Origin of the sequence: Pseudomonas sp. 10(2024) (assembly GCF_045164175.1) — a bacterium.
In the GTDB taxonomy this organism is placed as follows: Bacteria; Pseudomonadota; Gammaproteobacteria; order Pseudomonadales; family Pseudomonadaceae; genus Aquipseudomonas; species Aquipseudomonas alloputida.
The window spans coordinates 3,103,004-3,127,408 of the sequence record NZ_CP174006.1 but is presented as its reverse complement, the minus strand read 5'-3'; the positions used below and the strand labels follow the sequence as shown (position 1 = coordinate 3,127,408).

24 protein-coding genes are annotated in these 24,405 nt (G+C 59.9%); 10 read left to right on the top strand and 14 right to left on the bottom strand.

The features are described from left to right. The first annotated feature begins 5 nt into the window (after positions 1–5). The 5 genes from ACI7M0_RS13980 to ACI7M0_RS13960 all read left to right on the top strand — a co-directional run bounded on the left by ACI7M0_RS13980 (position 6) and on the right by ACI7M0_RS13960 (position 5,407). Positions 6–1,004, top strand: a complete 999-nt coding sequence (locus ACI7M0_RS13980; protein ID WP_129932439.1) for a cytochrome-c peroxidase — start codon at positions 6–8, stop codon at positions 1,002–1,004. Further along, positions 1,001–2,815 (top strand): DAHL domain-containing protein, encoded by a 1,815-nt coding sequence (locus ACI7M0_RS13975; RefSeq protein ID WP_129932438.1) that lies wholly within the window; start codon positions 1,001–1,003, stop codon positions 2,813–2,815. Before ACI7M0_RS13980 ends, ACI7M0_RS13975 begins: the two co-directional genes overlap by 4 nt. Continuing rightward, a complete protein-coding gene (locus tag ACI7M0_RS13970; RefSeq protein WP_129932437.1) occupies positions 2,812–4,215 on the top strand; it encodes an ATP-binding protein in 1,404 nt (467 codons plus the stop codon). Before ACI7M0_RS13975 ends, ACI7M0_RS13970 begins: the two co-directional genes overlap by 4 nt. Positions 4,216–4,372: 157 nt before the next feature. Then, the gene (gene arfB / locus ACI7M0_RS13965; protein WP_010953846.1) at positions 4,373–4,786 is read left to right on the top strand and encodes an alternative ribosome rescue aminoacyl-tRNA hydrolase ArfB; all 414 of its coding nucleotides are present in this window, start codon (positions 4,373–4,375) and stop codon (positions 4,784–4,786) included. A gap of 255 nt (positions 4,787–5,041) precedes the next feature. Further along, positions 5,042–5,407, top strand: coding sequence for a histone-like nucleoid-structuring protein, MvaT/MvaU family (locus ACI7M0_RS13960; RefSeq protein WP_014591145.1), 366 nt, complete (start codon positions 5,042–5,044; stop codon positions 5,405–5,407). 131 nt (positions 5,408–5,538) lie between these two features. Here the strand turns inward: ACI7M0_RS13960 and ACI7M0_RS13955 are convergent, their stop codons facing one another. Further along, positions 5,539–6,921, bottom strand: a complete 1,383-nt coding sequence (locus tag ACI7M0_RS13955; protein WP_129932453.1) for a PLP-dependent aminotransferase family protein — start codon at positions 6,919–6,921, stop codon at positions 5,539–5,541. Positions 6,922–7,042: 121 nt separating this feature from the next. On the opposite strand from ACI7M0_RS13955, the gene ACI7M0_RS13950 reads away from it, so the two are divergent. After that, on the top strand, positions 7,043–7,912 hold the full coding sequence (locus ACI7M0_RS13950) for a DMT family transporter (RefSeq protein WP_104887548.1): 870 nt from the start codon (positions 7,043–7,045) through the stop codon (positions 7,910–7,912). Positions 7,913–8,023: 111 nt separating this feature from the next. Here ACI7M0_RS13950 and ACI7M0_RS13945 read toward each other — a convergent pair whose 3' ends face one another. From ACI7M0_RS13945 to ACI7M0_RS13915, 7 genes are all read right to left on the bottom strand, one after another. Further along, complete coding sequence (locus tag ACI7M0_RS13945) at positions 8,024–9,286, bottom strand: GTP-binding protein (protein ID WP_129932436.1); 1,263 nt, start codon at positions 9,284–9,286, stop codon at positions 8,024–8,026. Then, on the bottom strand, positions 9,283–9,945 hold the full coding sequence (nthB, locus tag ACI7M0_RS13940; RefSeq protein ID WP_129932435.1) for a nitrile hydratase subunit beta: 663 nt from the start codon (positions 9,943–9,945) through the stop codon (positions 9,283–9,285). The genes ACI7M0_RS13945 and nthB overlap by 4 nt, the downstream gene beginning before the upstream one ends. A 41-nt stretch (positions 9,946–9,986) precedes the next feature. Further along, positions 9,987–10,568, bottom strand: coding sequence for a nitrile hydratase subunit alpha (gene nthA, locus ACI7M0_RS13935; protein WP_014591140.1), 582 nt, complete (start codon positions 10,566–10,568; stop codon positions 9,987–9,989). Positions 10,569–10,656: 88 nt separating this feature from the next. After that, complete coding sequence (locus ACI7M0_RS13930) at positions 10,657–12,171, bottom strand: amidase (protein ID WP_129932434.1); 1,515 nt, start codon at positions 12,169–12,171, stop codon at positions 10,657–10,659. A gap of 189 nt (positions 12,172–12,360) precedes the next feature. Further along, a complete protein-coding gene (locus ACI7M0_RS13925) occupies positions 12,361–12,885 on the bottom strand; it encodes a group 1 truncated hemoglobin (RefSeq protein WP_129932433.1) in 525 nt (174 codons plus the stop codon). A gap of 54 nt (positions 12,886–12,939) precedes the next feature. Beyond that, a complete protein-coding gene (locus ACI7M0_RS13920) occupies positions 12,940–13,806 on the bottom strand; it encodes a transporter (protein ID WP_129932432.1) in 867 nt (288 codons plus the stop codon). 82 nt (positions 13,807–13,888) lie between these two features. After that, positions 13,889–14,947, bottom strand: coding sequence for a phenylacetaldoxime dehydratase family protein (locus ACI7M0_RS13915; RefSeq protein WP_129932431.1), 1,059 nt, complete (start codon positions 14,945–14,947; stop codon positions 13,889–13,891). 529 nt (positions 14,948–15,476) lie between these two features. On the opposite strand from ACI7M0_RS13915, the gene ACI7M0_RS13910 reads away from it, so the two are divergent. After that, positions 15,477–16,418 (top strand): helix-turn-helix domain-containing protein, encoded by a 942-nt coding sequence (locus ACI7M0_RS13910; protein WP_064490705.1) that lies wholly within the window; start codon positions 15,477–15,479, stop codon positions 16,416–16,418. An 85-nt stretch (positions 16,419–16,503) separates the two neighbouring features. Here the strand turns inward: ACI7M0_RS13910 and ACI7M0_RS13905 are convergent, their stop codons facing one another. From ACI7M0_RS13905 to ACI7M0_RS13895, 3 genes are all read right to left on the bottom strand, one after another. Beyond that, positions 16,504–16,980 (bottom strand): nuclear transport factor 2 family protein, encoded by a 477-nt coding sequence (locus tag ACI7M0_RS13905; protein WP_010953850.1) that lies wholly within the window; start codon positions 16,978–16,980, stop codon positions 16,504–16,506. 53 nt (positions 16,981–17,033) lie between these two features. Beyond that, on the bottom strand, positions 17,034–17,600 hold the full coding sequence (locus ACI7M0_RS13900) for a TetR/AcrR family transcriptional regulator (RefSeq protein WP_218567978.1): 567 nt from the start codon (positions 17,598–17,600) through the stop codon (positions 17,034–17,036). Positions 17,601–17,725: 125 nt separating this feature from the next. Beyond that, a complete protein-coding gene (locus ACI7M0_RS13895) occupies positions 17,726–18,616 on the bottom strand; it encodes a LysR family transcriptional regulator (RefSeq protein WP_064490617.1) in 891 nt (296 codons plus the stop codon). Between the two features lie 105 nt (positions 18,617–18,721). On the opposite strand from ACI7M0_RS13895, the gene ACI7M0_RS13890 reads away from it, so the two are divergent. Both ACI7M0_RS13890 and ACI7M0_RS13885 read left to right on the top strand, forming a co-directional pair. Continuing rightward, the gene (locus ACI7M0_RS13890) at positions 18,722–19,729 is read left to right on the top strand and encodes a zinc-binding alcohol dehydrogenase family protein (protein WP_129932429.1); all 1,008 of its coding nucleotides are present in this window, start codon (positions 18,722–18,724) and stop codon (positions 19,727–19,729) included. 114 nt (positions 19,730–19,843) lie between these two features. Then, positions 19,844–20,230, top strand: coding sequence for a putative quinol monooxygenase (locus tag ACI7M0_RS13885; protein ID WP_129932428.1), 387 nt, complete (start codon positions 19,844–19,846; stop codon positions 20,228–20,230). Positions 20,231–20,339: 109 nt separating this feature from the next. Here the strand turns inward: ACI7M0_RS13885 and ACI7M0_RS13880 are convergent, their stop codons facing one another. The 3 genes from ACI7M0_RS13880 to ACI7M0_RS13870 are packed head-to-tail and all read right to left on the bottom strand — an operon-like array spanning position 20,340 to position 23,035. Beyond that, positions 20,340–20,483, bottom strand: a complete 144-nt coding sequence (locus ACI7M0_RS13880; RefSeq protein WP_165366978.1) for a hypothetical protein — start codon at positions 20,481–20,483, stop codon at positions 20,340–20,342. 56 nt (positions 20,484–20,539) lie between these two features. After that, positions 20,540–21,451, bottom strand: coding sequence for a magnesium transporter CorA family protein (locus ACI7M0_RS13875; protein ID WP_104961815.1), 912 nt, complete (start codon positions 21,449–21,451; stop codon positions 20,540–20,542). Between the two features lie 3 nt (positions 21,452–21,454). After that, positions 21,455–23,035, bottom strand: a complete 1,581-nt coding sequence (locus ACI7M0_RS13870) for a RimK family alpha-L-glutamate ligase (RefSeq protein ID WP_020190206.1) — start codon at positions 23,033–23,035, stop codon at positions 21,455–21,457. A 94-nt stretch (positions 23,036–23,129) separates the two neighbouring features. On the opposite strand from ACI7M0_RS13870, the gene ACI7M0_RS13865 reads away from it, so the two are divergent. Continuing rightward, entirely contained in the window at positions 23,130–24,224 is a 1,095-nt protein-coding gene (locus tag ACI7M0_RS13865) for a GNAT family N-acetyltransferase/peptidase C39 family protein (RefSeq protein ID WP_076403005.1), read from the top strand. The last annotated feature ends 181 nt before the right edge of the window (positions 24,225–24,405 follow it).

Genomic DNA, 24,405 nt, shown 5'->3' with positions numbered 1-24,405 from the left:
CCCGGATGTTCGCGCAGACAACCTGTCGTTTTCGTTCCGTTCTTCACCCGCAGCGCTTGCGACGTTGCCTGAGCCTGTGGGTGCTACTCGTTCTGAGTGTGGACAGCGGGGCCGAGCTGCTGGACGAGCCGCTCAAGCCACTGCCTCCGATTCCCGCTCTGGCACCTGGGCGTGTCGAGCTGGGCCGCCAGTTGTTCAACGATCCACGGTTGTCGCGCAACGGCACACTGTCCTGCGCCAGTTGTCACCGTCTGGACAAGTACGGGGCCGATGACCGGGCGTTTTCCATGGGGGTAGATGGCCTGCCGCTTACGCTCAATACGCCAACGGTACTCAATGCCAGCCTTAATTTCCGACAGTTCTGGAATGGCCGGGTCGAGTCACTCGAGGAGCAGGGGGATGCGGTGATCACCAGCGCTCACGAGATGGGCGGAGACTGGCGCGTGATCGAGCAGCGCATCGCCGCAGACGTGCGTTACCGCCAGGCGTTCAAGGATGCCTACCCGGACGCGGTGACAAAGGACAACATCCTCAGCGCGTTGGCCGATTACCAAAGGACGCTTCTTACCCCTGGCGCACGCTTCGATCGTTACCTGCAGGGCGATACCGAGGCGCTTACCCTGGAGGAAAAATACGGCTATCAGCGCTTCAAGGACTATGGCTGCATCGCCTGCCACCAAGGGGTGAATATTGGGGGCAACATGTTCCAGAAATTTGGCGTGTTCGGCGACTACATCGCTGACCGCGGCAACCCCACCGAGGCGGATCAGGGCCGCTTCAACGTGACCGCAGAGGAGGCCGACCGGGGTGTGTTCAAAGTGCCGAGCCTGCGCAATGTGGCGATGACCGCGCCCTATTTTCACGATGGCTCGGCGTCTACGCTGGAGCGTGCGATTGACGTGATGTTCCAGTATCAGCTTGGACGAATCCCAAGCGATGAGGACCGCAGGCTCATCACGCTGTTCCTCAGAACCCTTACTGCTGAAAAGGCGGGTCAGCCATGAGGGTGATTTCCCGGCGTACAAGCCTGATTCTATTCAGTGGGTTGGTCTTTGTACTGGCGTCGATGCTGCTGTACTTGTACCTGAATTCCGGGTCAGAGCAGACCCAGACCTACAACGAATCCCGAGATCTCATTCGTCAGCTCAAGCAACAGGATGCTGTATGGGAAAACGAGGTGCTCAAGGCCCGGGTAGCCGTCTCCCATAACTACGATCCACTTGTGATTCCTCTCAAGGAGATGAAGCGGCTGTGGGCACGATTCGACCGCCGGGAAGCCGAGCAAGGGCGCGATGACTCAGACCAGTGGCGCGATGCCCATGATGGTTTTCTTTCTGCGTTCGGGGAAAAGGCTCGGCTCGTGGAGCAATTCAAGTCGCATAATGCCTTGCTGCGAAATTCGTTGGCATTTCTACCCACCGCCGAGGACGGTATTCAGGCCCAGATCAACACCATGCTGGCCCCGAATCGGCAGGAGGTGCACGTATTCGTCACTGACACTTATGACCTCTTGCTAAGTGCCCTGGAGTTCGCGCAGGTTACCTCTGTGGAAAGGGCTGCCGAGATAGAGGTGGGGTTAGGCAACTTGGCTGTTAACACGGAGAACCTGCCCAAAGAATTCCAGACGCCCCTCAATCTGTTGAGCAATCACGTGGCGTTGATCCTGCGCGAGCAACCTGTCGTCAACCGCCTGCTCGAGCAGATCGAGGCGATCCCGGTTGCCGAGCGCCTGGATACGATCACCAGCCTTTTGGACAGGGATCAACAGCAGGTTGAAAAGGTCAACCGTAAAAACCATCTCTACACGTTATGGCTATCAGGCTTGCTGATGTTCTCGGTCATTTGCCTGGCTGCGCTGCTGGTGCGCAGCTTCGCCGAGGTGAGACGGGTCAACAACGCATTGCAAAGCGCCAATGACGTCCTGGAACAGCGGGTCGAGGAACGCACCCTGGCGCTCCGGAACGCTCAGAGCGAGCTGTTCAACGCCGCGCGCCAGGCAGGTATGGCGGAGATCGCCACCAATGTGTTGCACAACGTGGGCAACGTGCTCAACAGCGTGAACACATCCTCTGATCTCATCGCTCGAACGTTGCGCAGCAGCAAAACCCAGGGTTTGGGCAAGGCCATGCAACTGTTCCGCGAGCATGCCACTGACATCGGTCGGTTTCTCGACGAGGATCCCCGAGGCCGGTTGCTTCCCGGCTACCTCAACCAGCTGACCGAGGCGATCGCCGATGAACAGAAGGAGATGGCGATCGAGCTGGAAAGAATGAACAAGAGCATCGACCACATCAAGGAAGTGGTGGCCACCCAGCAATCCTATGCCGGCGCTAAAAATGTGCCAGAGCCGCTGTCGGTCAACGACCTGGTCGAGGACGCGCTGCGCATGAACGCAGGCGCGTTGACCCGGCATCAAGTGAGGGTAGTGCGCGACTTCGCAGATCTGCCTCTGGTGATGGGCGACCGGCATCGGCTGTTGCTGATTCTGATCAACCTGATCAGCAACGCCAAGTACGCCATGTCCGGCCCCGGCAGCGACCCGCGGACGATGATCCTCAGGACGCGCATCGTTGAGGGGGGCTTCCTGGAAATGAGCGTGCTGGACGAAGGCGAAGGCATTGCCCCTGAAAACCTGCAGAAGATCTTTGCCCATAGCTTCACCACGCGCAAGGACGGGCATGGCTTCGGCTTGCACAGTTGCGCCCTGGCCGCCCTCGAGATGAATGGTCACCTGACCGCACACAGCGACGGCCCTGGCTTGGGTGCTGTCTTTACCCTGAGGATCCCGCTGATCGCGGTGACGGAGCCTGCATGAGTGACATGATCAATCGCCGGATCCTGCTGATCGATGACATGCCGACTATCCACGAGGACTTTCGCAAGATCCTTGCCCCGGCCAGATCGCAGAACTCTGAGCTGGACGAGATGGAAGGGTTGTTGTTCGGCGAGCAGGTCAAGAACGAACGACCGGTATTCGAACTCGATTCAGCCTATGGCGGTGAGGAAGGTCTCGGCCTGCTGAAGCGTGCGCTGCAGGCCAGCAAGCCCTACGCGTTAGCCTTCGTCGACATGCGAATGCCAGGTGGATGGGATGGCGCTCAGACCATTGAGCACCTGTGGGAAGAGGACCCGCTGTTGCAGGTAGTCGTCTGCACTGCCTACTCGGACTATTCCTGGGATGAGTTGCTCGACCGGCTGCAGGCCCACGATCGCTTGCTGATCCTGAAAAAACCGTTCGACAACATCGAGGTCCAGCAAATGGCCAGCACCTTGCTGACCAAGTGGGAAATGACCCAACGGGCCTCGCTGAAAATGCACCAGCTCGAACAGCGGGTAGAGCGGCGTACCCAGCAACTGACCCAGGCCAGCGAGGCGCTGCAGCAGGAGATCGAGGAGCGCAAGCAGCTGGAAAGCCAACTGGTGCAATCGGAGAAACTCGCCTCGTTGGGGCAGATGGCTGCCGGCGTGGCGCACGAGATCAACAATCCGATCGGTTTCGTGTCCTCCAACCTGGGCACTCTGGGAGGGTACTTCCAGCAACTGGCAGCGATGCTCGACGCCTATCGCGAGGCCGAACTGATGCTCGGCGCAAACGAAACCACTGGGCGCTTGCAAAGGCTTCGTGAGCAGACGGAACTGGAGTTCCTCATGGAAGACATCCCGATCCTCATCAAGGAGTCCAAGGACGGAATCGGTCGAGTGGCGCATATCGTCAAGGACCTCAAAGACTTCTCGCGCGTTGACAGCGCTCAGCAGTGGCAACTAGCCGATTTGCAGCAGGGCATTGACTCCACGCTTAACATCGTCGCGAGCGAGCTGAAACATAAAGCCGACCTGGTAAAACGGTACCAGCCGTTACCCCCTGTCGAATGCCTGCCGTCGCAGATCAACCAAGTGATAATGAACCTGGTCCTTAACGCCGCCCAAGCCATGGGCCCCGAGCGGGGCACCATCACATTGGGCACTGCTCATCAAGGCGCCTGGGTGTGCATCGAAGTTGCGGATACAGGCGCGGGGATAGCACCGGAGAACATCAAGAAAATCTTCGATCCTTTTTTCACCACCAAGCCCGTCGGCCAAGGTACAGGGCTAGGCCTGTCCCTTTCCTATGGCATTGTAAAGAAACACGGTGGGGAGATAACTGTATCAAGCCAGGTCGGAGTGGGAACAACGTTTCGTGTACAACTACCGGTAAAGCAGAGCGCAACGCTGTGATGGCGCACGCGTTCTACCGCTGGCTGGCATGAAGTGCACGGCCCTGACGAGTGGAGGGCTCGCTTGGGTCGGCTTGCGCACTGATTCAAAGAACCCTGCATTGTGCTATGGGAGAGCGGCGCAGTCTGTGATAATGGGCAATGACAAGGGCCCTATCATGCTGACTATCTCCAATAACGTGCATCTGCCAGATGCCGAAATCGAACTCACATACATCCGCGCGCAAGGCGCGGGTGGGCAGAATGTCAACAAAGTGTCCAGCGCGGTACACCTGCGCTTCGACATCCCGGCCTCATCGTTGCCCGAGTTTTACAAGGCGCGGCTGCTGGCGCTGCGTGACAGTCGCATCACCGGCGACGGCGTGTTGATCATCAAGGGCCAGCAGTACCGCACCCAGGAGCAGAACCGTGTTGACGCATTGGCGCGTCTTGCCGAGTTGATCATCACCGCAGGCAAGACCGAAAAGAAACGCCGCCCCACCAAGCCGACCCTCGGCTCGAAGACCCGTCGCCTCGAAGGAAAAGCCAGGCGGAGCACTGTCAAGGCGGGGCGGGGGAAGGTGGAGTTCTAGTGTCTGTATGAACAGCGTTGAGACGAAGTTCAGGCAAGGCGAAAACAGCCGAGGAAGCGGAGTTTACGGGTTGTAATTGAGCATTTCGAGGGCGGCCTCACCGAGTATCAAGGTATTTCATACAGCGCCTAGAAGGAGATATACCCAATGTCGTCGAGCTGACGGTAGATCTTTGCCGCTGATTTTTAATTTTGGTTTGAACTTGAACTGCGTTAGGATTCTCTAAACAGCATCCACGTATTCAGGAGTATGCACATGTCGCGTTTGGCAGAGTTTAGACAGCTTGAACAGAAGTTGGCGGCCCAGTTGGCCGAACTGGAAGCCATGAAAAGCAGCGGTGAGCTTCAGAAAGAGATCGAGTTCGAGACCAAGCTGCGTGACCTGCTAAGCAAATACGGTTACAGCCTGCGCGATATCATCAACATCCTGGATCCTCAGGCCAGTCGCCGGTCCGCAGCTCCTGCGGCTACAGAGAAAGCCCCACGCCGTGCTCGGCAAGTGAAGCAGTACAAGAACCCGCATAATGGAGAGGTCATCGAGACCAAGGGTGGCAACCACAAGCTGCTCAAGGAATGGAAAGCCCAGTACGGGGCAGAAGAAGTGGAATCCTGGGTGTCCTGATTTGTGCTGATGTCGCCCTCATTGCGCTATCTGAAACGCCTTGTTCTTTTTCGAGGAAGCGACAGCGTCGCCTCCTCGAAATACGGCGTTGGGCGGAATGAGCTGACGTGGTTAAACAGGAAGTTTCGCCACTAAGCGCTCAGCGCCCGTTTCAATACTTCGTAAATTTTGGCATCAGCCGATTGGGCGACATTGAAACGGAGGAAATCACCCGCAGCCATCGACTGGCTGAACGCATTTCCGGGCGCCAGCACTACACCTTCATTCAAGCAAGCCCGAGCCAGTGTTGCTGCATCCTTGCCTTGAGGAAGTTGGCACCAGACGTACATGCCTGACTGGGGCGTTATCCAGGGCTTGATACCAATGGCTTGAAGCCTCGCTACCGTTCTGTCCATAGCCTCGGCCAGCCTGAGGCGAACACTTTCCATGTGTTTCCGGTACCCGCTATCGGTAATCGCCAGATGGATGATGTCCGCGGCCAGGCGGCCACCCCCGAATGTGGTCGCAATCTTGAGATCGACCAGGCTCTCGATCCAGTCACTGCGAGCCGCGATGTAGCCGCATCGAATCGAAGCGGAGATGGTCTTGGAAAAGCTACCGATCTGGATGACACGAGAGAGGCCATCGAAGGCAGACAGCCGTGGCGCTGGTGCATTCTCGAAATCCCCGAAGATGTCGTCCTCTACGATCACCAGGCTGGAGGTGTCGGCCAGCTTTAGCAACCTGTGTGCCGTGACCGGAGACAGGGTAGCGCCGGTCGGGTTGTGGATGCCTGAATTGGTTATGTACAACCGGGGAGAATGCGCGAGCAGGGCAGCGCCAAAAGCATCGATGTCCGGGCCCGTCGCGGTGTAGGGAACGCCTACGATGTTCACCCTGTGCGCTTTCAGCAATGCGTGAAAATTGAAATAGCAGGGGTCGTCGACCAGCACAGTGTCCCCCGGCTCCAGCAGAAAACGGCAGATCAGGTCGATGGCGTGGGTGCCGGACTCAGTGAGCATGATCTGTTCAAGAGGGGCTTCGATCCCGATGCCTGTCAGCTTCCGTGACAAGAATTGCCTGAGAGGCAGATGCCCAAGTGGCGAGGCGTACTCAGTCAGTTTCAATGTGTCGGAACGGGCAACGGTTCGAAGCGCTTTGCGCAAGCCGGCTTCGAACATCCAGGAGGCAGGTAGCCACCCGCACCCCGGTTTCAACGCATCGCTAGCGGTGTCAAGAGACTGACGCGAGATCCACAGCGGGTCCACTTCACGATCAAGCCTTGGGCCGAGTTCGGTGAGTACCAAGGGCGCCACTGGCCCGGCTACGTAAAAGCCGGAGCCAGGACGAGAATTGAGTACACCCTCTGCCATCAGCCTTTCATAGGCCTCAAGCACCGTAGAAACCGACACCTGCATGGTCTGAGCCATCGCACGCACCGAGGGAATTCTCGCGCCTGGTGTGTAGGTTCGAGAGGCTATCCGCGACTGGATTTCACCCATGACAGTTCGAATTCGCGTTCCGTCCCGTTTCATCGCACCCTCAACTGTGCCGGAGTCATATGCATAACAGTTTGGTTTAAGTGTATTGGATTGTACATGGCCTGGGTGAGCCTGTCGGTGATGTACTGAGCCTTGGCTTATCGAGGACTTACCGATGGAAAAATCAGCAACCGGGTGGATCAACGGTTTCATAGGCGTCGCCATTTTTGCGGGTTCGTTGCCGGCAACCCGAGTGGCAGTGGCCGACTTCGAACCGACGTTCCTCACCTGTGCCCGGGCGACAATTGCCGCCATGCTGGGCGCGCTTTTTCTGATCGTGCTACGCCAGCCTCGACCTAAACGGCGGGATTTGTCGCCTTTGGCCGTAACAGCGCTCGGCGTCGTTATCGGTTTCCCGCTACTGACAGCATTTGCCCTTCAGCACATAAGCTCTGCTCACTCCATTGTTTTTGTCGGGCTCCTGCCATTGTGTACCGCAGGATTTGCGGTTTTGCGGGGCGGTGAACGACCTCGGCCATTGTTCTGGCTGTTCTCGTTGACAGGTGCCGGGTTGGTCGCTGGCTATGCGTTGATGAACGGAGGCGAGGCGTCGGCGGTGGGCGATCTGCTGATGTTGGCTGCGGTTGTGGTCTGTGGGTTGGGCTATGCCGAAGGAGCGCGCCTCTCGCGGACATTGGGTGGTTGGCAGGTGATCAGCTGGGCGTTGCTGGTAGCGTTGCCGTTCATGCTGCTGCTGACGGTAGTCAATCTTCCAGCCCCTGATGACTTTGCCAGGGTAAGTGCCCCTGCGTGGTTCAGCTTTGGCTACGTTTCACTGTTCAGCATGCTGATCGGGTTTGTGTTCTGGTACCGAGGGCTCGTCCAGGGGGGGATTGCGGCAGTGGGCCAATTGCAACTCTTTCAGCCGTTCATGGGGCTTGGGCTGGCAGCGTTGCTTCTGCACGAGCATGTCAGCTGGACGATGCTGCTCGTGACGCTGGGGGCTGTCATCTGTGTTTATGGGGCCAGGAAGTATGCCCAATAGATGAACAGCCAGGCAGAGCGCAATGTCGAGCTGATGGGGTTAACGGGGCCGGTTGTCTCGCCACTGCAAAACGGTTGCCGACTTTCGGCGAGACGTACTCCGCACCTCCAACTAGAAAATGGCATCAGCCGGTAATGACTGCGTCTTGCTGGCCGACAAGGCCCGGTTGTCGAACGCGCTGGCCCCCGGCAACCTTGCCCAGGCCAACGGACCGATGGCGATTTCTTCTGCACTCAACAGGCAATGGTCGAGTTCGCGTTGCAGTGTCTGGGTATCCAGGTCCTGGCCAATGAACACCAGCTCCTGACGGCAATCGCCGACGATGCTGTCCCACTTGGCCATGATGCCCTGCAAGCGATACTTGTCCTGCGGCCACTGTGACGGGTCGATGAAGTTCCACCAATGGCCAACGTAGTCCCATTGAAACTGCTGGCCGCTGTGTACCAGCAAGCCGATTTCGCGGTGGCGGCTGGCAAGCCAGAAATAACCTTTGCTGCGCAGAAGACGGCCGTTGCGCCAGGGCCTGGCGAGAAAATCAAGCAAGCGTTGCGGATGGAACGGGGCGCGCGCTCGGTACACCCATGACGTCACGCCATAGGTCTGCGACTCGCCGGCCGGGGCGTCGTGCGCGTCCATCTGTTTCATCCAGCCGGGCGCTGCGGCAAGGCTGGGCAAATCGAACAGCTGGGTGCCGAGGATGCTCGACAGCGCGACGTTGCCGGCCACCATCGGCAGGATCTGTGCGCCTGGATTGAGCCCGGCGAGAACTGCCTGCAGGGCCTGGTACTGCGCCTCATCGACCAGGTCGCGTTTGTTGACCAGAATCACGTTGGCATACTCGACCTGCTCGATCAGCAGATCGGCCAGCGGGCGCCTGCTGTCATCCGTGGCGACGTCGGCCCGCGCGACGGTTTCGGGTGAGTCGAGCATGGCCATGAACTGGCTGGCATCGACCACCGTCACCAGCGTATCCAGCCGCGCCAGTTCGCTGAGGCTGAAACCGTTGGCGTCGAGAAAGGCAAAGGTCTCGGCGACTGGCATCGGCTCGGAAATCCCGGTGGACTCGATCAACAGGTAATCGAAACGCTGCTGGCGCGCCAGCGCGCTGATCTGCTCAAGCAGGTCGGCGCGCAGGGTGCAGCAGATACAGCCGTTGCTCATCTCTATCAATTCATCCTGGCCACGATACAGCGCAACGTCGCGCTGGACCTGGGCGGCATCGATGTTGACCTCGCTCATGTCATTGACGATAACCGCCACCTTCAGGCCCTGGCGGTTGCGCAGGATGTGGTTGAGCAGGGTGGTCTTGCCTGCGCCGAGGAAGCCTGAAAGGACCGTCACCGGCAGCCGGCCTGCCTGGGCGCCGGCACTCATGCGCGCACCACTCGCGGGCTTTCGACCCTGTCCAGATAGCTTTCGAACAGATCTACCACCACCAGGCCGTCGTCTGCGGCATCGCCCCACAGGTCCCGCACGCGGAACTCGACATGGTAGGTCGGTTGATGCGCAGCGCTCTGGTCGCCATGGCCAATCGCGTCCGGAAACGGCCACTGTTCAGTGGTCCGGTGCAGCACTACGCCTTGCTTGCCGCGCACATATGCAGGCATGCGCACATGCCCGGCCACGTATTCATCGCGTACGATGACCCGGTCGCCCACTTCAAAAGGCGCTCGCCCGGTAATTGCAGCACGCCCTTGCGCATGGGCGGGGTTGGCCAGCTTGAAGTGCGAGCCGAGCGCTTCATCCAGTTCGGCCTGGGTGATGACGCCTGTTTCGACCAGCAGCGTGGCAGTGGCGATCACATAACGCTCGTAGTATTCGGTGCCGACGTGCTGGCGCACGTCAATGCGTTCGACGGCATGACGTATTTCGTCGACGCTGAACTTGTTCAGGTGGTCGACGCCGATGAACATCAGGCTGTAGGCCAGGTGTTCCCAGTCCTGCTTGAATACCTGCTTGTAGCTCAGGCTGTTGATGCGGTGGGGCACTTTGCCAAAGCCCTGGAAACCGCCGAGATCGTGAAAGCCATCCATATTGAACACTCCGGAAGGTGAATGGGGTTGGGCGGTCTTGCTCAGCCAACGCGGGGCAGGGCGACGCCGATCAGCACGTCCTTGGTGACCAATTGCCGCAACTGCTCTTCGCTCATATGCTCTGAGCCCGCTGGCCGTTGCGGCAGCACCAGGTAGCGGCTTTCAGCGCTGGTGTCCCAGACCTTGACCACCATGTCGCCGGGCAACTCGGTGCCCAGCTCGCGCAATACCGTGCGCCCCTCCCGGACCAACCGCGCACGGAACTCGAAGCCCTTGTACCACTCAGGCGGCAGGCCCAGCACCGGCCAGTTCGTGCAGGAGCACAGGCTGCAGACGATCACGTTTTTCAGCTGCGGAGTGTCTTCCAGGGCGACGATGTATTCGCCCTGTGGGCCGGTGAAGCCGAACTGGGCGCAGGCGGCCGTACCGTCCTTGAGCAGCAGCTCGCGAAACTGCGGATCGACCCAGGCCTTGGCGACGATGCGCGCGCCGTTTTCCGGGCTCCAGCCGTGTTCCATCAGCTGGGTGAGCTGTTCGATGTAGCCCTCGGGGATGAGGTCTTTGCGCTTGAGCACTGCAAACAATGCGCGCGCGCGCTCACCAGGGGTTGAAGTTGCCGTCATGGGATTACTCCTCTCGTCCAACACGGTTGTTGAAATCTGTTGTTGTGCCAGCGGTATTTTTTCAGGGGCGCAGCGCCTGCTGCCTGGGTCACAGCGTACGCCAGTCCACCGCGGCCTCGAACGCTGCCGCGGCCTGATAGATCGTGCCTTCGGCATAGTGCTTGCCGACCAGCATCAGCCCCACCGGCAGGCCGTCGACCAGGCCGCAAGGGATGGACATGGCCGGGTGGCCGGTGATGTCTTGCGCGGCGGTATTGCCGAGCATCTCCAGCGCGCGCGAGACACTCTCGGTGATCGAGCAACCTGGCGCTGGCAGCGGCTGGGCGATGATGGGCACGGTTGGCATTACCAGCAGGTCGTAGCGCTCCAGCGCCTTGTCGTAGCCGGCGCGCGCGAAACGGGCGATGTTCTGCGCCTTCGCGTAGTAACGGCCGTGGTAGTGTTCCAGGCCAAACTGGCCAACCAGCATGCACAGCTTGAGCGAGGGCGACAGGGCGTCGGCCTGGGTCCGCCAGCCAGCCTGCTTGTCGAGCAAGGCGACGTCGTACAGGCCCTTCCAGTTAAAGCCCGCGCCGTTGCCGTGCATCATCTGCATGGTCAGGCCTTCGCAGCCGATCGGGCTCCATAGCGAGCCGGCCAGCGTATGCTCGGGAACCGATACTTCCTCGACCACTGCGCCCAACGCCTCGAAGCGGGCGATGGCGCTGCGCACCTTGTCGCCAACGCGCTGATCAAGGTTAGCGAGCTGGAAACCTTGCTGGAGGATGCCGATACGCAGCCCGCGTACACCGCGCTCGAGGTAGTTGCCATAGGTATCGACTTCGGGCACGCCCTGGCGTGGGTCAAGCCCGTCGGCACCGGCCATGACTTCGAGCATGAGCGCGTTGTCGCGCACGTTGCTGGTCATCGGGCCGACATGGTCGAAGGTGGCCTCGATCGCCATCACTCCGGTATACGGCACCAGCCCGAAAGTCGGCTTCATGCCATAGATGCCGCACCACGCTGCGGGAATACGCGCCGAACCGCCCTGATCGCCGCCCACCGCCAGGTCAACTTCGCCCGCCGCAACCAGCGCGGCGCTGCCCGACGACGAACCGCCGGTGCTGAAACCAGGGCGCAATGGGTTGTGCACGGGGGCCGGGTCCGAGGTGTGGCTGGCGCCGGACAGGCAGTAGTGTTCGCAAGTGGCCTTGCCGAGGATGGTCACCCCGGCGTCGAGCAAACGCGTAACTACAGTGGCATCGAATGACGGCACAAAACCGGCCAGTGGCGCGGCACCGTTCATCATCGGCACGCCCGCCAGCGAGATGTTGTCCTTGAGTGCGACTGTTTTGCCGAGCAGTTTGCCGGTGCTGGCGCCCATCACCTCGGTACGGTAGTACCAGGCGTTCAACGGGTTCTCCCGGCTGGAGGGGCGGTAACCCGCAGTGCGCTCGTAGCGCACCAAGGGGATGAAGTCCGGCAGTTCGTCGACCAGGTCATAGCCGTCGAGGCTTGCCTGCATGAGCGCCAGGTATTCGCTGGCTTGTTCGGGGGTCAGCTGCATGTGCAGGCGGTTGGCGAGGGCCTGCAACTGTTCGAGCGTCGGGCGGATGATGGCCATGGGGTGTCCTGTTTCCGGTGGCAGGCCGCAGGGGCCGGTAAATGACTGTTCGAGAGGCTCGCCGCGGCTGGGCCTGGTAACAAGCTAGCGCCAGCGCGCGAGCGGTACTTGGTTGAGCAGGACAGTCGCTTTGTTGAGCAGGACTGCGTTGCGCCAAGTGGAGTGCGTCCTGAATGTGGCCGGGTGGGCTTACGGCTCCAGCTTGGGCACGGCTGCCTGCTCAGCCGAATCGGTGCGTGCGGGCCACACTACGCCGACGCTTTTCATGCCTTTGGCCGGGTCCATCGTGGGGTTGGCCAACACCACATCGCGGTAGGAGGGGCTGCCGATCACGGCGGGTTTGAACTTGACCAGGAAGTCGTTGACCTCCTTGCGCAGTTCCGGTGACAGGTTGTAGTCGTTGTAGCACTCCTCCAGGCAATCCAGCGTGGCTTGCCAATGAACCTCGGTAAGCCCCATGCCGCGGTGTGCGGTAACCATGTCCCGGCCGCGGTACTTGGCGCTGCCACCCCAGTGTTGCGAGAGGAAGTCGACGAAGTTGATGTGTTCCTTCTGGAAGGTCGACTCGGACATGTGTGCCCAGATATGACCGATCGCCGGGTGGGCCATGGTCTTGCGCAGTACCGCGCCGGCGAACTGGTAGATAGCGTCATAGCCGCCGAGGCGGGTATACAACGAAGGTTGCGGTTCAGGGGTTGCCTGTTGATCAGTCATGTACTGGTGCTCCGTATCTGCTGGGGAGGCTTGCTGGTGCCAACGGGCCTTGGGTTAAAAGACCCGGACGTACCTGAGGTTCAGGCGGAAGTTTTCCTTGGGGCCGTTTTCTACCGCGAGGTCACGCCCCAGCTGCACCTGCAACTGGTCCTTGGCGGTGAAGAACTTGTTCGCGGTGACGCGCAAGTTGGTGGTTTCGGCGCGGTCGTCCTGCGCTGTTCCGTCAATCTGGTTTTCTCCGCCCCAGGTGTGACCGAGGCCAACTGCCAGTGAAGTGCCTGGGTCGACGATGTAGCGCCCCATCAGTTGTGCCCCGTAGGAAACCTCCTGTTCACGGCGCGCAGAGCTGGAGCCGAAGTCGTCGTTGTCGCTGTACCAGATGGCATCACCGACCAGGTCGACAGCCCATTTTTCGCCCAAATGTTTGACGTAGGCGGCCTGCAGATCGACCTTCCAGCGGTTCTCGCCAAGGTTGAGCGCGTCGTCGCGGTCGTAAGTGCCAGTGGGGGCGGTGAGGTAGACGGTGGCGCCAAGGATGTCGTTGGCCTCGTTCAAGCGGTACTTGAGCGGTGCCGTCAGGGTGAGGTCGCCAACGCCGCTGGTGTCGCCCAGGGCCGAGGCATCGCCGCTGCTCGATACGCGGCCGAACGGCAGCAGAAATTGCGGCTCCAGGGTCAGTCGATCAGTCAATTGATAGACGTGCAGCAGCCGCAGGATGCCGACGTTGGAGGTCAGGTTGAAATCGGAGCTGACTTTGTGCCCGTTGGCGTAAGCGCTGTCGGTGGTGGAATGCTGGTAATAGACCACACCGATCGTTGCACCCACCGGCAGCGCTTCATAATCACCCGGATCAACTTCGAACGCTTGCGCACACACGCTTGGCACGGCTGCCGCGAGCATCAGGTAACGGAGCTGTTTCATGGACAGAGGTCCTTTATTCTGGGCAAAAAGAGCCCCACTGCCGCAGGGACGGCAGGTGCGGGGCTAAACGTGGAGTTGGGGGCTAGTTGGAACTGACTTTTGCGTCGCGCAACATGCCGGTGTGTGGGTGGCAGTTGATGTATTCGAACACCTGGCTGCTTGCATCCGACACGGACACTTCGTGATAGAGCCGCAACTTCTCGAGCCCTGCTGCTACCCGAAAGAAGGTGACGAAAATACGCAGATGAGTGGGGTGCGATTCCGCCCAGCGTTCGAGTTTCTCCAATGAACGCCAGTGGCCGATGTTGTAACTCATGTCGAGCAAATTGCCGTTCGCGTCGATATTGCGTACAAAGCGATTGCTGTAACAGCCCAGCGGCTGGCCGTTATCGCGCAGAAAATCCATACCATCCTGCAAGGTCGGCAAGATTTCATCCAGGTACAGCGAGCGCTCAGCCGCTTCTGCCGCTGCCCAGTCCTGGCCCGAGCGAATCAAGGCAATATTGTCATGGCCGATCACCACCACCCGACCGCCTTTGGCCGGGTCGCCAGCCACGACTCGCAGTTCGCCGTTCGGGTTCATCCAGTCCGTTTGTGACACCGGGAAACGGTCGCGCATCGAGCCCCAGTAACCGTGCTCCTCGATCTCGCCACTGGTGTTGTCCATGATCGCTCCGACCCCGGGCAAATCGCTCTGGAACGCATACAGCGTCTCGAACTGCTCGGCCCGCGGCGCGGTGATTTCGCGGTAGTAACCAAGGCCATCATTCAGGCGTTGCGGCGAACTCCACCAGCCATCCACCTCAGGCGAGCGTAACCAGCGGCAGTAAGCGCCGGTATCTTTCCAGTAGCCGACGATCATCAGGTTGTCGTAGCCGCTGCTGTCGGTGTGGTGCGTCAGGTCGTGAGTCAGCGGGCCGTCGTTCAAGCCAAAGCTGTCGAGAATCTCGCGCATCGCCTGCAAGGCCCGCTCACGCTGACCATCACCCTGGTACTGCACCCCCAGATAGGCCATCACCACTTGCGTCAGCTGCTCATCAGCGCGGCCGACCCACATCGGGAAGGGCGGCTGGTAATCATCAGGCACCCGGCGCGATAACGTGCGCGGGCACACGAGGTGTTTGTCGATTGCAGATTCCATCACAGGCTCCTTGTTATTTTATGTTCAGAACACGCTCAGCGTTGCCTGGTGCGTTCGCCAGCCGGGCGCGCAGTGCACACGCCGCCCACTCGAGCACCCACGATAAAAACTCTTCAGGCGCCAGGTCGCGCCTATGCAGCCACCTGAACTCGTCGGCGATTCGCTGTTGTTGTAATTGCATGGGCTACCTCATCAGCGCAGTTGCTGGAAACAACGTGAGGTCAAAGTTAGGGAGGACTGGGCAACGTCGCTTTGTTCGCAAGGACAATCGTTTGGTTGGAAACGACAGCGCCGTAACACCCGCTTGAGCACGAACCGCGATGGTGCAGCGGCCAGAGAAAAGCTGCGTTTTTGCCCTGAAATGGGGAGCAATATGGGTGCTTTTGGAAAGCGCCAGTTGGCACTATGAGGACGAAGGCTGTGAGGGCTGCAGCCTGTGCCAGCGGATACCGCTGGCGTGAATATTGCCTATGCGAACCTTTGTAACAGTGCCCCTTTTTCAAGTTGCCACATGAAGGTGAGCGCCATCATGGCTGAGACCAACCACTATTCAACCCTTGCCGTTTCGCCATCCCGTCGCTTTGATTACTGGCGGGAGGTGGTCTGCCGCCATTGTTTGTCGGCAGACAGCAAACCCTCCTCGCAGAGCAACTTCGAGGGTGCGCTGCAGGTCAACGGCATCGGCCCGTTGGATGTCACGACGCTGTCGTCGCCGCTGCACCACTGGGTGCGCTCCGAGCAACACCTGCGCAGCGACCCCGCCGAAGACATATGGTTGGGAGTCACCCTCGACGGCTACGGCGAAATTGAACAACACAACCGCAAGGCCAGGCTCACGGCCGGCAATGTGTTTCTTTACGACGCAACCCAACCGTTTCGATTCAGCCTGGGTGGTACCGAAAACCACCTTATCCGCATCCCCCGGCCGCTGCTCGCACAGCGTGTCCCGCACATCGCTGACATCACCGCGCTGGTGCTGGAAGAGGGGCGCCCCGGAGTGATCCCGTTGCGGCAGATGATTGGCCAGGCGGCCAGTTCTGCGCCGTTGTTGCAGGACGAAGGCGTCTCCCGACGGTACTCCAACACCATCATCGACCTGCTGGTGCTCAGCCTTGAGTTGCAGGACCTGAAGACTACCCATCGGGAGCTGGATCTTTATGGGCGAATCATGAATTACATTCAACGCCATTTGACTGAGCCGGAGCTGTCGATCGAGTCGATTGCCCTGGCACATCACGTGTCGACACGGACGGTGACACGGGCGTTTGCCCGGCATCAGAAGTCACCGGTTGCCGAGATCTGGAAGGAGCGGCTGAATGCTAGCCGCGCGGCGATTGAGTGTGGGCAGGTAAAGAGTGTTTCGCAGGCGGCGTTGGAGTTTGGTTTTTCAGACTTTTCACATTTTAGCCATGCGTTTCGCAAGGCGTTTGGCGTGGCGCCGCATTCGTTGTTACCGCGCAGTAGGGGGTGAGAATTGAAAACTGCGCTTGGCCATGCTCTGTGCCCCTCAAACAAAAAACCTGACCCCCTATGTAAAGGATCAGGTTAAACCTGACTTACAGGCCCAGTTCAGTCAGCCCTGGGTGATCATCCGGACGGCGACCCAGTGGCCAGTGGAACTTGCGCTCGCTTTCCTTGATGGGCATGTCGTTGATGCAGGCGAAACGGCGGTGCATCAAGCCATCGGCTTCAAACTCCCAGTTTTCGTTGCCATAGGAGCGGAACCAGTTGCCCGAATCGTCGTGCCACTCGTAGGCGTAACGGACGGCGATGCGGTTGTCGGTGAAGGCCCAGAGCTCTTTGATCAAGCGGTAGTCCAGTTCTTTCTTCCACTTGCGAGTAAGGAAGTCCCGAGCTTCTTCACGGTTGTTTGCAAACTCGGCACGGTTACGCCATTGGGTGTCCACCGTATAGGCCAAGGCAATCTTTTCGGGTTCGCGGGTATTCCAACCATCCTCAGCGAGTCGGACCTTTTCAATCGCCGATTCGCGAGTGAAAGGAGGAAGTGGCGGACGAGTGTGTTCGTTGGACATGGTGGTGCCTCCAATCTTTTGGATGGTTCAGTTGAGTGGGTATTTCTTTAACTTCAAGCGCTTGCGCGCTGCACTTCCTTGAGCAAGACCTTTGTGATTTCTCGTGCACTGTCGAGCGCGGTGTGATCACCCATGACGTGGGCCACGGTTATCGTGCCCTCTATAATCAAAAGAAGTTGCTTGGCCAAGCCAGTCGGATCGTTAACACCTAATTCGCTGGTCAGTTCTAGCGTGTAGTCCAGCAGCTTTTGTTTATGCAGTTTTGCGATCTGTCGAACAGGATCGTCTGCGTTACCCACCTCTCCGGCGGTGTTGATAAAAGCACATCCGCGAAAACCGTCTGACTCAAACCAACTTTTGAGGGCATCAAAAATGCCAAGGATGCGTGCCTCTGGCGTTTGCGCTTTTTCGCATTCACTTCTGAACCACGTCATCCAGCGTATATCGCGGGCATTGAGTGCCGCCGCTGCTACGTCCTCTTTATTCGCAAAATAGCGATAAATACTTTTACGGGCGACGCCCGAGGTCTTTACCAAGAGGTCCATGCCCGTGGCGTGAATCCCGTTTTCGTAAATAAGCTTCTCGGCAGTCGCCAGGATTTTTTCGCGTGTATCGGTCATTGGCTTATCCATGTAGCCAGAGTAGAACGATCGTTCTCCCTGGTCAAGCAGCTCTTGAAATTATTCGATTGCGTGCAAGCGGGGCGCCGGCGTGCGTTCGATCAGAGTGGCTGGCTTCGCGCTGATCAGTCGCGCTCCAGTTCGGCGAAGCGGCTGGACAACCAGGCGTGCAGGTGCCTTACCGCAGGCGACAACTGCTTGCGGTGCGGGCACACCAGGCTCAGTGGCATGGCGGGCCCGGGGTGATCCTGCATGAGCACGACAAGTCTTCCCGCCAGCACATCGTCGCTCACATCCAGCCAGGACTTGTAGGTTATCCCTTCGCCGGCCACGGCCCAGCGCCGGGCGATATCGGCGTCGTCGCAGAGCAGGGCGCCACGCACTTGGACGGTCTGCGTTCCCAGTTGCCACTTGTCGTAGACCCGCCCCTGCTGCATGTACAGCAGGCACTGGTGTTCGAGCAGATCTTCGGGGGCTTGGACGGTGCCTTGCCGCGCCAGGTACTCGGGCGAGGCCACCAGCACCTTGCGGTTCCAAGGTGCCAGTGGCAGGGCTATATAGTTGGCGTCGGCGTTCAGGCCATAGCGGATGGCGATATCTACCGGATCGCGAAAAAGATCGGCGATCTGGTCGGAGAGAAACAAGCGCAGGTTCAACTGTGGATGCTCTCGGCGAAACGCCGTGAGCCAGGGCAACAGCACGTTGCGGCCCAGATCGGAGGGTGCAGCCACCTGCAAGGTTCCGCTGAGCTGGGCGCTTTCCTGACGCAGGTTGTCGCGCCCGTGCCTGAGGGCTTCCAGGGCGACAAGGGCCGAGGGCAGGTACTGCTCGCCTTCGGCTGTCAGGCGCAAGCTGCGCGTGGTGCGGGCAAACAATCGCACATCCAGTTCACGCTCCAGGCGCTTGACTGCCTCGGCTGCCTGGCCAGGTAGCAGGTCGGCCTCGTGGGCCGCCGCGGTAAAGCTGCCCAGCGCAGCGCTGCGAACGAAGATACCCAGGTCGTCGAGACGGATCATTATCACTCCTGCAATGAAAGTGTTGACGGGCAGGGCCCGTTTTTCCCGGACGCCTGGCACGCCAGACTCGATGCCAAATCAAACCACATTCAGCAGTGAGTGCCTATGAAAGCGATCAGTTTCATCCAAAAAGGCTTGCCTATCGAAGACCCTGCGTCTCTCCAGGACATCTTCATGCCCAAGCCCAGCCCTGGGCCCAGGGACATTCTGGTCGAGGTCAAAGCCGTGTCGGTCAACCCCGTAGACACTAAGGTACGCGCGGGAACTTTCACGGGAGAGCCGAAAATACTCGGCTGGGACGCGGCCGGTATCGTCCGCGAGGTCGGGCGCCAAGTGACCCTGTTCAAGCCCGGAGATCAGGTGTACTACGCCGGCTCCATCGCCAGGCCCGGCAGCTACAGTGAATATCACCTGGTTGACGAACGTATCGTCGGGCATCAACCGCGCAGCCTGGGTGCGGCGCAGGCAGCCGCGCTGCCGCTGACGGCCATCACCGCCTGGGAACTGCTGTTCGATCGCCTGGGGATCGCGGAGGGCGGCGGGGAGGGCGATGCCCTGCTGATCGTGGGCGCGGCGGGCGGCGTCGGTTCGATGCTGGTGCAGTTGGCCCGGCAACTGACCCGCCTGACGGTTATCGGCACGGCCTCCCGCGCCGAGACCAGCAACTGGGTACGCGAACTGGGCGCCCATCACGTCATCGATCACAGTGCGCCGCTGCAAGGGCAGCTGCAGGCCCTGGGGATCGAGTCAGTCAGCCATGTCGCCAGCCTCACCCATACTGATCAGCACTTTGCGCAACTGGTTGAAGTGCTGCGCCCCCAAGGTCGCCTGGGCGTGATTGACGACCCGCAGACCCTGGACGTCATGCCGCTCAAGCGCAAGTCGCTGTCGCTGCACTGGGAGCTGATGTTCACCCGCTCGCTTTATGAAACCGACGACATGGTGCGCCAGCACGAGCTGCTCGAGCGCGTGGCCGGGCTGATCGACCAAGGCATCCTGCGTACCACCCTGGGCGAGCATTTCGGCGCCATCAATGCCGCCAACATGCGCCGTGCCCATGCGCTGGTCGAGAGTGGCAAGGCGTGCGGCAAGATCGTCCTGGAAGGCTTCTGAAACCTGTTTGACAGACAACGGCGGACCGGTCGATCCGGTCTGCCATGAGCATGCTTGAACGAACCGTGTTTCTCCGCGCCGCGCACATTCCCGGCGCTACGCCCGGTGAAACTCATGCACACATTGAAGCAGGCAGTACCGCGCCTGCTCTTTGCCACTGACCAGGAGCTTGATGTGAACCGACAAGATTACCCCCTCGTTTCCCTCGCCATCCTCAAGGCCAAGCCAGGCCAGGCCCCAAAGCTGAAAGCGGCCTTGCTGGCATTGATCGAACCGACTCGGGCGGAGCCCGGCAACCGCGACTACATGTTGTTCGAACGCAGCGACGAGCCTGGGACGTTCTACATGCGCGAGGCGTTCGACCATCAGCAGGCCCTGGACGCGCACCTGACCACCGCTCACTTCCAGCGGTTTGCCGAGCAGGCCGAACAGCTGTTGGCGGAGCCCTTGCAACTGATCTTCCTTGACCCGGTGTCATCTGCCGTTGCGCCCTGTCCCTGAGGCAGGCCAGGCAATGTGACCCGCCCTGGGGCACTGTTACCTCGACCGATGTGGATGGCTGTTCTCGAGGACGTTGGCGCCAGTTTGCGAGTGGGTCGCCATTTCACTTTCAAGGACGCCGCTGAACTTTGGTTGCCGGCTGCTTGATGCTGGGTTCCTCTGAGCGTACGGCGCGGTGTTCAAACAGGCTTATCAGGGTGCCTGTGATTGCAATCAGCGCCAGCATAAATAATCCGATTTCCGAATTTTCCATGGTCTCGTCCTGCGGGTTGATGGGTACAGGTTGACACTATTTCTTGGCACGGCGGGTCATGCCATACGCCGTAAAGCCACGGCCATGGCCCCGCCAAGTACCGCCATGGCCAGCAGCAGCGTGGGGAACGTCAACCACCAGGGCATGCCGGCGGTCATCATGCTGAACTCTGACATGCCGCCGATGCTGGCGAGCAGGTTCAAGGGCAGGAACACCACATTGATCATGGTCAGGTTGCGCAGCGCGTGGTTCATGCCGTTGTTGGCCAGGTTGCCGCGGGCCTCGATCAGGTTGGTAAAGACCTGGGCATGGATCTTCGCCTGCTGGTAGCTTTGCTCGTTTTCGATGATCAGGTCATTCAGCACTTCCAGTTGCTCGGGCCCGAAGCCGTGTTTCTGGCCATGGCTGCGCAGCAGGGCTAGCACGGCGCCATTGCTTTGAATGGCGTTGACGTAATACACCAGGCTTTCGCTAAGGCTGTACATCTGCACCAGGTGCTGGTTGTCCATGGACCGATCGAACTGCAGCTGGATTTCGCGGGCCACCTGCTTTACCACCCGCAGGTGGCCCAGGTAGTGATGCACGCTTTCAGCCAGCATCGCCATCAGCACATCCAGTGGGGTACTCATGCCGGCCTGCCGGTCTACCCCGGCGAGTAGCGAGTTGGCGGCGCAGATCACCACCAGGCGCTTTTCGCTGAGTACAACGCCGAATGACGAGACATTGAATACCCGGCCATCGAAGCTTTCCGGGCGCTTCCAGATCAGGAACAGGTGATCTGGCTTGATCTCGATACGCGCCACTTCATCCGGGTCCAGGGAGGACTCCAGCGACTGGGCACTGACCCCCAGGCACTCGCACAACCGGGATTGCTCCGTTGCGTCCGGCGCGACACACAACCAGACGCTGGCTCGTTCCTCGGGGGCTTCAAGGAGGGCACCGTCTACGGCGAGGTAGTATTCGATCATCGTTTACCAGGCCTGGCCGAGGTGCTTACGTTCAAGCCGCTGCACGAAAGCCTGCAGCACTCGCTGGTAAAGCGCGTTACCCAGCACGGCGTCTTCGGTGCCGGCATCGAGGTTGGGGTTGTCGTTGACTTCGATCACCAGTACACGGTCGCCGGTCTGCTTCAAGTCCACACCGTACAGCCCTTGCCCGATCAGCCTGGCAGTGTCGACGGCCAGCTTTACGACTTCGGGCGGTGCCTGTTCCACCGGGACCGCGCGGCACAGGCCGTTGACTTCGCCGGCCTGGGCCTTGTGGTTGTAGATTTGCCAGTGGCCCTTGGACATGAAGTACTGGCAGGCATAAAGCGCTTCACCGTTGAGTACGCCGATACGCCAGTCGTATTCGGTGTAGCAGTACTCCTGGGCCAGCAGCAGTACCGAGTGTTCGAACAGTTCCTGTGCCGCCGAGGCCAGTGCCTGGGCGTCGGCGACCTTGATCACGCCTTTCGAGAAGCAGCCGTCGGGAATCTTCAACACCAGCGGAAAACCGAGGCGCCGGCCCACAAGTTCGAGTTCCTGCGGGCGGTCCTTGTACAGGATCTCCGTGGCCGGTGCGCCGAGGTTGTGGCGTTTGAGCAGATCGGCGAGGTACACCTTGTTGGTGCAGCGCAGGATGGAGGAGGGGTCGTCGATCACCACCAGGCCTTCGCTTTCGGCCTTTTTGGCAAAACGGTAGGTATGGTCGTCCACCCGCGTGGTCTCCCGAATGAACAAGGCGTCAAATTCGGCCAGGCGTGCATAGTCCTTCTTTTCGATCAGCTCTACATCGATGCCCAGCTGTTTACCGTTTTCGATGAATTGCTCCAGCGCCTCGGGATTGGACGGTGGCAGCGCCTCGGCCGGGTCATGCAGAATCGCCAGGTCGAACCGGGCCAGGCGTTTGGAGGCGGGCTGACGCCACGTCCGGCGGTTGAAGGCATCCAGCGCGTTGGCAAACAAGTACTGTTGCTCATCCCGCAGTTTGTGCAGCGCGCCTGCCTTGATCCCGTCGATCTGCCAGGTATCACGCCTGCGAAACTCCACCAGCAAGACAGGGCAGGGGAACGACTCGAACAGCTGTCGGCCGATATCCTGAAGGGGTTCAATGGCGGTCCGTCCGAAATACAAGGTGAGGGTGAAAGCCTCGGTGCTGCCATAGGGGTGATCGGCCAGGGCTCGCTCCAGCGTGCGTTCCAGGTCATCCAGCCCCACGCCATAGAGCGCCTTGCGGGTGAGCTCGCTGATGGTTCGCACCGACGGGAACACCTTGTGGCCCCGTGCCTCGGCGAGCAGCGAGCAGTAGTAGCCTTGCCCCAGATACTTGTAGCTGCGGCACAGGTTGATTACCTGCGTACGCCTCGCAACATCGTCGCTGTGTTCAAAGTAGTCCTGGGCCAGCATCAGGCTCTCGCTGGGAAAGTAGCTGGCCCAGTCTTCCTTGCGCTCCACCACGATCAGCAAGCGGTTACCGGCGCTCCGCTTACTGGGTGGCTCCTCGGAGAGGGTTATTGTGGAAACTTCGGTTTTGGCCAATACTTCGGCCACGTTGGCTTGCACCGCTGACATGAGTATTCGATCCCTGTTGAAGAAGACGCCCCTTCAATAAATCACGGGTTTCCCGACCTGTCCCGGTTCGTTACTCAAACATTACGGTGTTGCCATGGCTTTTGATTTTCGCTTTGCATCGGTGGCCGATATCGATGCGCTGGTTGCCCTGGAGCAGGACTGTTTCACCCTCGACCGCCTGAGCCCGCGTAATTTCAACTGGATGGTGCGACGCGCCAATGCCTGCCTTATTGTCGCTGAACAACAGGGGCATCTGGCGGGCTACGCGCTGCTGCTGTTCCATCGCGGCACGTCACTTGCCCGTCTGTATTCAATTGCCGTAAGCCCGGCCTGGCGCGGCCATGGGTTGGGCCAGCAGTTGCTGGAGCAGGCCCAGGCAAGTGCGCTAGAGCGTAATTGCGCCTGGCTGCGCCTGGAGGTGCGCGCGGACAACCCTGCGGCCATCAGCTTGTACGAAAGCAATGGCTATCAACGCTTCGCTGTGGTTGAGAACTACTACGAAGACCACAGCCAGGCGCTGCGTTTCGAGAAGCGTATCCTGCGCAGTGCTCCGCCCCCTGCACGGCAAGTGCCGTACTACGCGCAAACGACCGAGTTCACCTGCGGAGCGGCCTGCCTTTTGATGGCCATGGCTGCGGTCGAACGGGGGCGGGCCATGCACCGCAGCGAGGAAATTCAACTGTGGCGGGAAGCGACCACCATCTTCATGACGGCAGGGCACGGCGGTTGCAGTCCGCAGGGGCTTGCACTGGCGGCTTGGCGACGCGGGTTCGAAGTGTGCATGGTGGTCAGCCAGCCTGGATCGCTGTTCCTCGATGGAGTACGCAGTGCTCAGAAAAAAGACGTAATGCAATTGGTCGAGGACGGCTTTGCCGGGGCGTTGGCCGAAACCGACGTGCATCAGGTGCTGGCGCCCGGCCTTGATGTGCGGTCAGCGTTGCAAGACGGGTTCAGGCCGGTGGTGCTGATTAGCAGCTACCGTTTCACTCGTCTGAAAGCCCCACACTGGATCTTGGTCACGGGTTGCGATGACGAATTCGTGTACCTGCATGATCCTGATGTGGATCACAGCCGCCAAAAACGCATCCTGGACTGCCAGCATCTGCCCGTAAGCCATGCCGAATTTCAGCGCATGAGCAGTTTCGGCAGGCAGCGGGTAAGGGCCGCTGTGCTGTTGCGCGGGCGATAGAACGGCTGTGCAGGTGGGTACGTATGGCATGGGCATGGAGTGAACATGAATGGTGCTCCGGATGGGATCGCATGCCGGAGCACTTTGCGCTTCAAGCGTGAAGCAATGCCTCGAGCTGGCCCTTGCAGTCGAGACACGCCAAGTCATCAGCAGAATACGCACGCTACTGTTGCCAGTGTTG

Bases quoted from the DNA above. Each gene is read 5' to 3' on its own strand.
- ACI7M0_RS13980 (WP_129932439.1), top strand. From the start codon at position 6: ATGTTCGCGCAGACAACCTGTCGTTTTCGTTCCGTTCTTCACCCGCAG.
- ACI7M0_RS13975 (WP_129932438.1), top strand. From the start codon at position 1,001: ATGAGGGTGATTTCCCGGCGTACAAGCCTGATTCTATTCAGTGGGTTG.
- ACI7M0_RS13970 (WP_129932437.1), top strand. From the start codon at position 2,812: ATGAGTGACATGATCAATCGCCGGATCCTGCTGATCGATGACATGCCG.
- arfB (WP_010953846.1), top strand. From the start codon at position 4,373: ATGCTGACTATCTCCAATAACGTGCATCTGCCAGATGCCGAAATCGAA.
- ACI7M0_RS13960 (WP_014591145.1), top strand. From the start codon at position 5,042: ATGTCGCGTTTGGCAGAGTTTAGACAGCTTGAACAGAAGTTGGCGGCC.
- ACI7M0_RS13955 (WP_129932453.1), bottom strand. From the start codon at position 6,921: ATGAAACGGGACGGAACGCGAATTCGAACTGTCATGGGTGAAATCCAG.
- ACI7M0_RS13950 (WP_104887548.1), top strand. From the start codon at position 7,043: ATGGAAAAATCAGCAACCGGGTGGATCAACGGTTTCATAGGCGTCGCC.
- ACI7M0_RS13945 (WP_129932436.1), bottom strand. From the start codon at position 9,286: ATGAGTGCCGGCGCCCAGGCAGGCCGGCTGCCGGTGACGGTCCTTTCA.
- nthB (WP_129932435.1), bottom strand. From the start codon at position 9,945: ATGGATGGCTTTCACGATCTCGGCGGTTTCCAGGGCTTTGGCAAAGTG.
- nthA (WP_014591140.1), bottom strand. From the start codon at position 10,568: ATGACGGCAACTTCAACCCCTGGTGAGCGCGCGCGCGCATTGTTTGCA.
- ACI7M0_RS13930 (WP_129932434.1), bottom strand. From the start codon at position 12,171: ATGGCCATCATCCGCCCGACGCTCGAACAGTTGCAGGCCCTCGCCAAC.
- ACI7M0_RS13925 (WP_129932433.1), bottom strand. From the start codon at position 12,885: ATGACTGATCAACAGGCAACCCCTGAACCGCAACCTTCGTTGTATACC.
- ACI7M0_RS13920 (WP_129932432.1), bottom strand. From the start codon at position 13,806: ATGAAACAGCTCCGTTACCTGATGCTCGCGGCAGCCGTGCCAAGCGTG.
- ACI7M0_RS13915 (WP_129932431.1), bottom strand. From the start codon at position 14,947: ATGGAATCTGCAATCGACAAACACCTCGTGTGCCCGCGCACGTTATCG.
- ACI7M0_RS13910 (WP_064490705.1), top strand. From the start codon at position 15,477: ATGGCTGAGACCAACCACTATTCAACCCTTGCCGTTTCGCCATCCCGT.
- ACI7M0_RS13905 (WP_010953850.1), bottom strand. From the start codon at position 16,980: ATGTCCAACGAACACACTCGTCCGCCACTTCCTCCTTTCACTCGCGAA.
- ACI7M0_RS13900 (WP_218567978.1), bottom strand. From the start codon at position 17,600: ATGACCGATACACGCGAAAAAATCCTGGCGACTGCCGAGAAGCTTATT.
- ACI7M0_RS13895 (WP_064490617.1), bottom strand. From the start codon at position 18,616: ATGATCCGTCTCGACGACCTGGGTATCTTCGTTCGCAGCGCTGCGCTG.
- ACI7M0_RS13890 (WP_129932429.1), top strand. From the start codon at position 18,722: ATGAAAGCGATCAGTTTCATCCAAAAAGGCTTGCCTATCGAAGACCCT.
- ACI7M0_RS13885 (WP_129932428.1), top strand. From the start codon at position 19,844: ATGCACACATTGAAGCAGGCAGTACCGCGCCTGCTCTTTGCCACTGAC.
- ACI7M0_RS13880 (WP_165366978.1), bottom strand. From the start codon at position 20,483: ATGGAAAATTCGGAAATCGGATTATTTATGCTGGCGCTGATTGCAATC.
- ACI7M0_RS13875 (WP_104961815.1), bottom strand. From the start codon at position 21,451: ATGATCGAATACTACCTCGCCGTAGACGGTGCCCTCCTTGAAGCCCCC.
- ACI7M0_RS13870 (WP_020190206.1), bottom strand. From the start codon at position 23,035: ATGTCAGCGGTGCAAGCCAACGTGGCCGAAGTATTGGCCAAAACCGAA.
- ACI7M0_RS13865 (WP_076403005.1), top strand. From the start codon at position 23,130: ATGGCTTTTGATTTTCGCTTTGCATCGGTGGCCGATATCGATGCGCTG.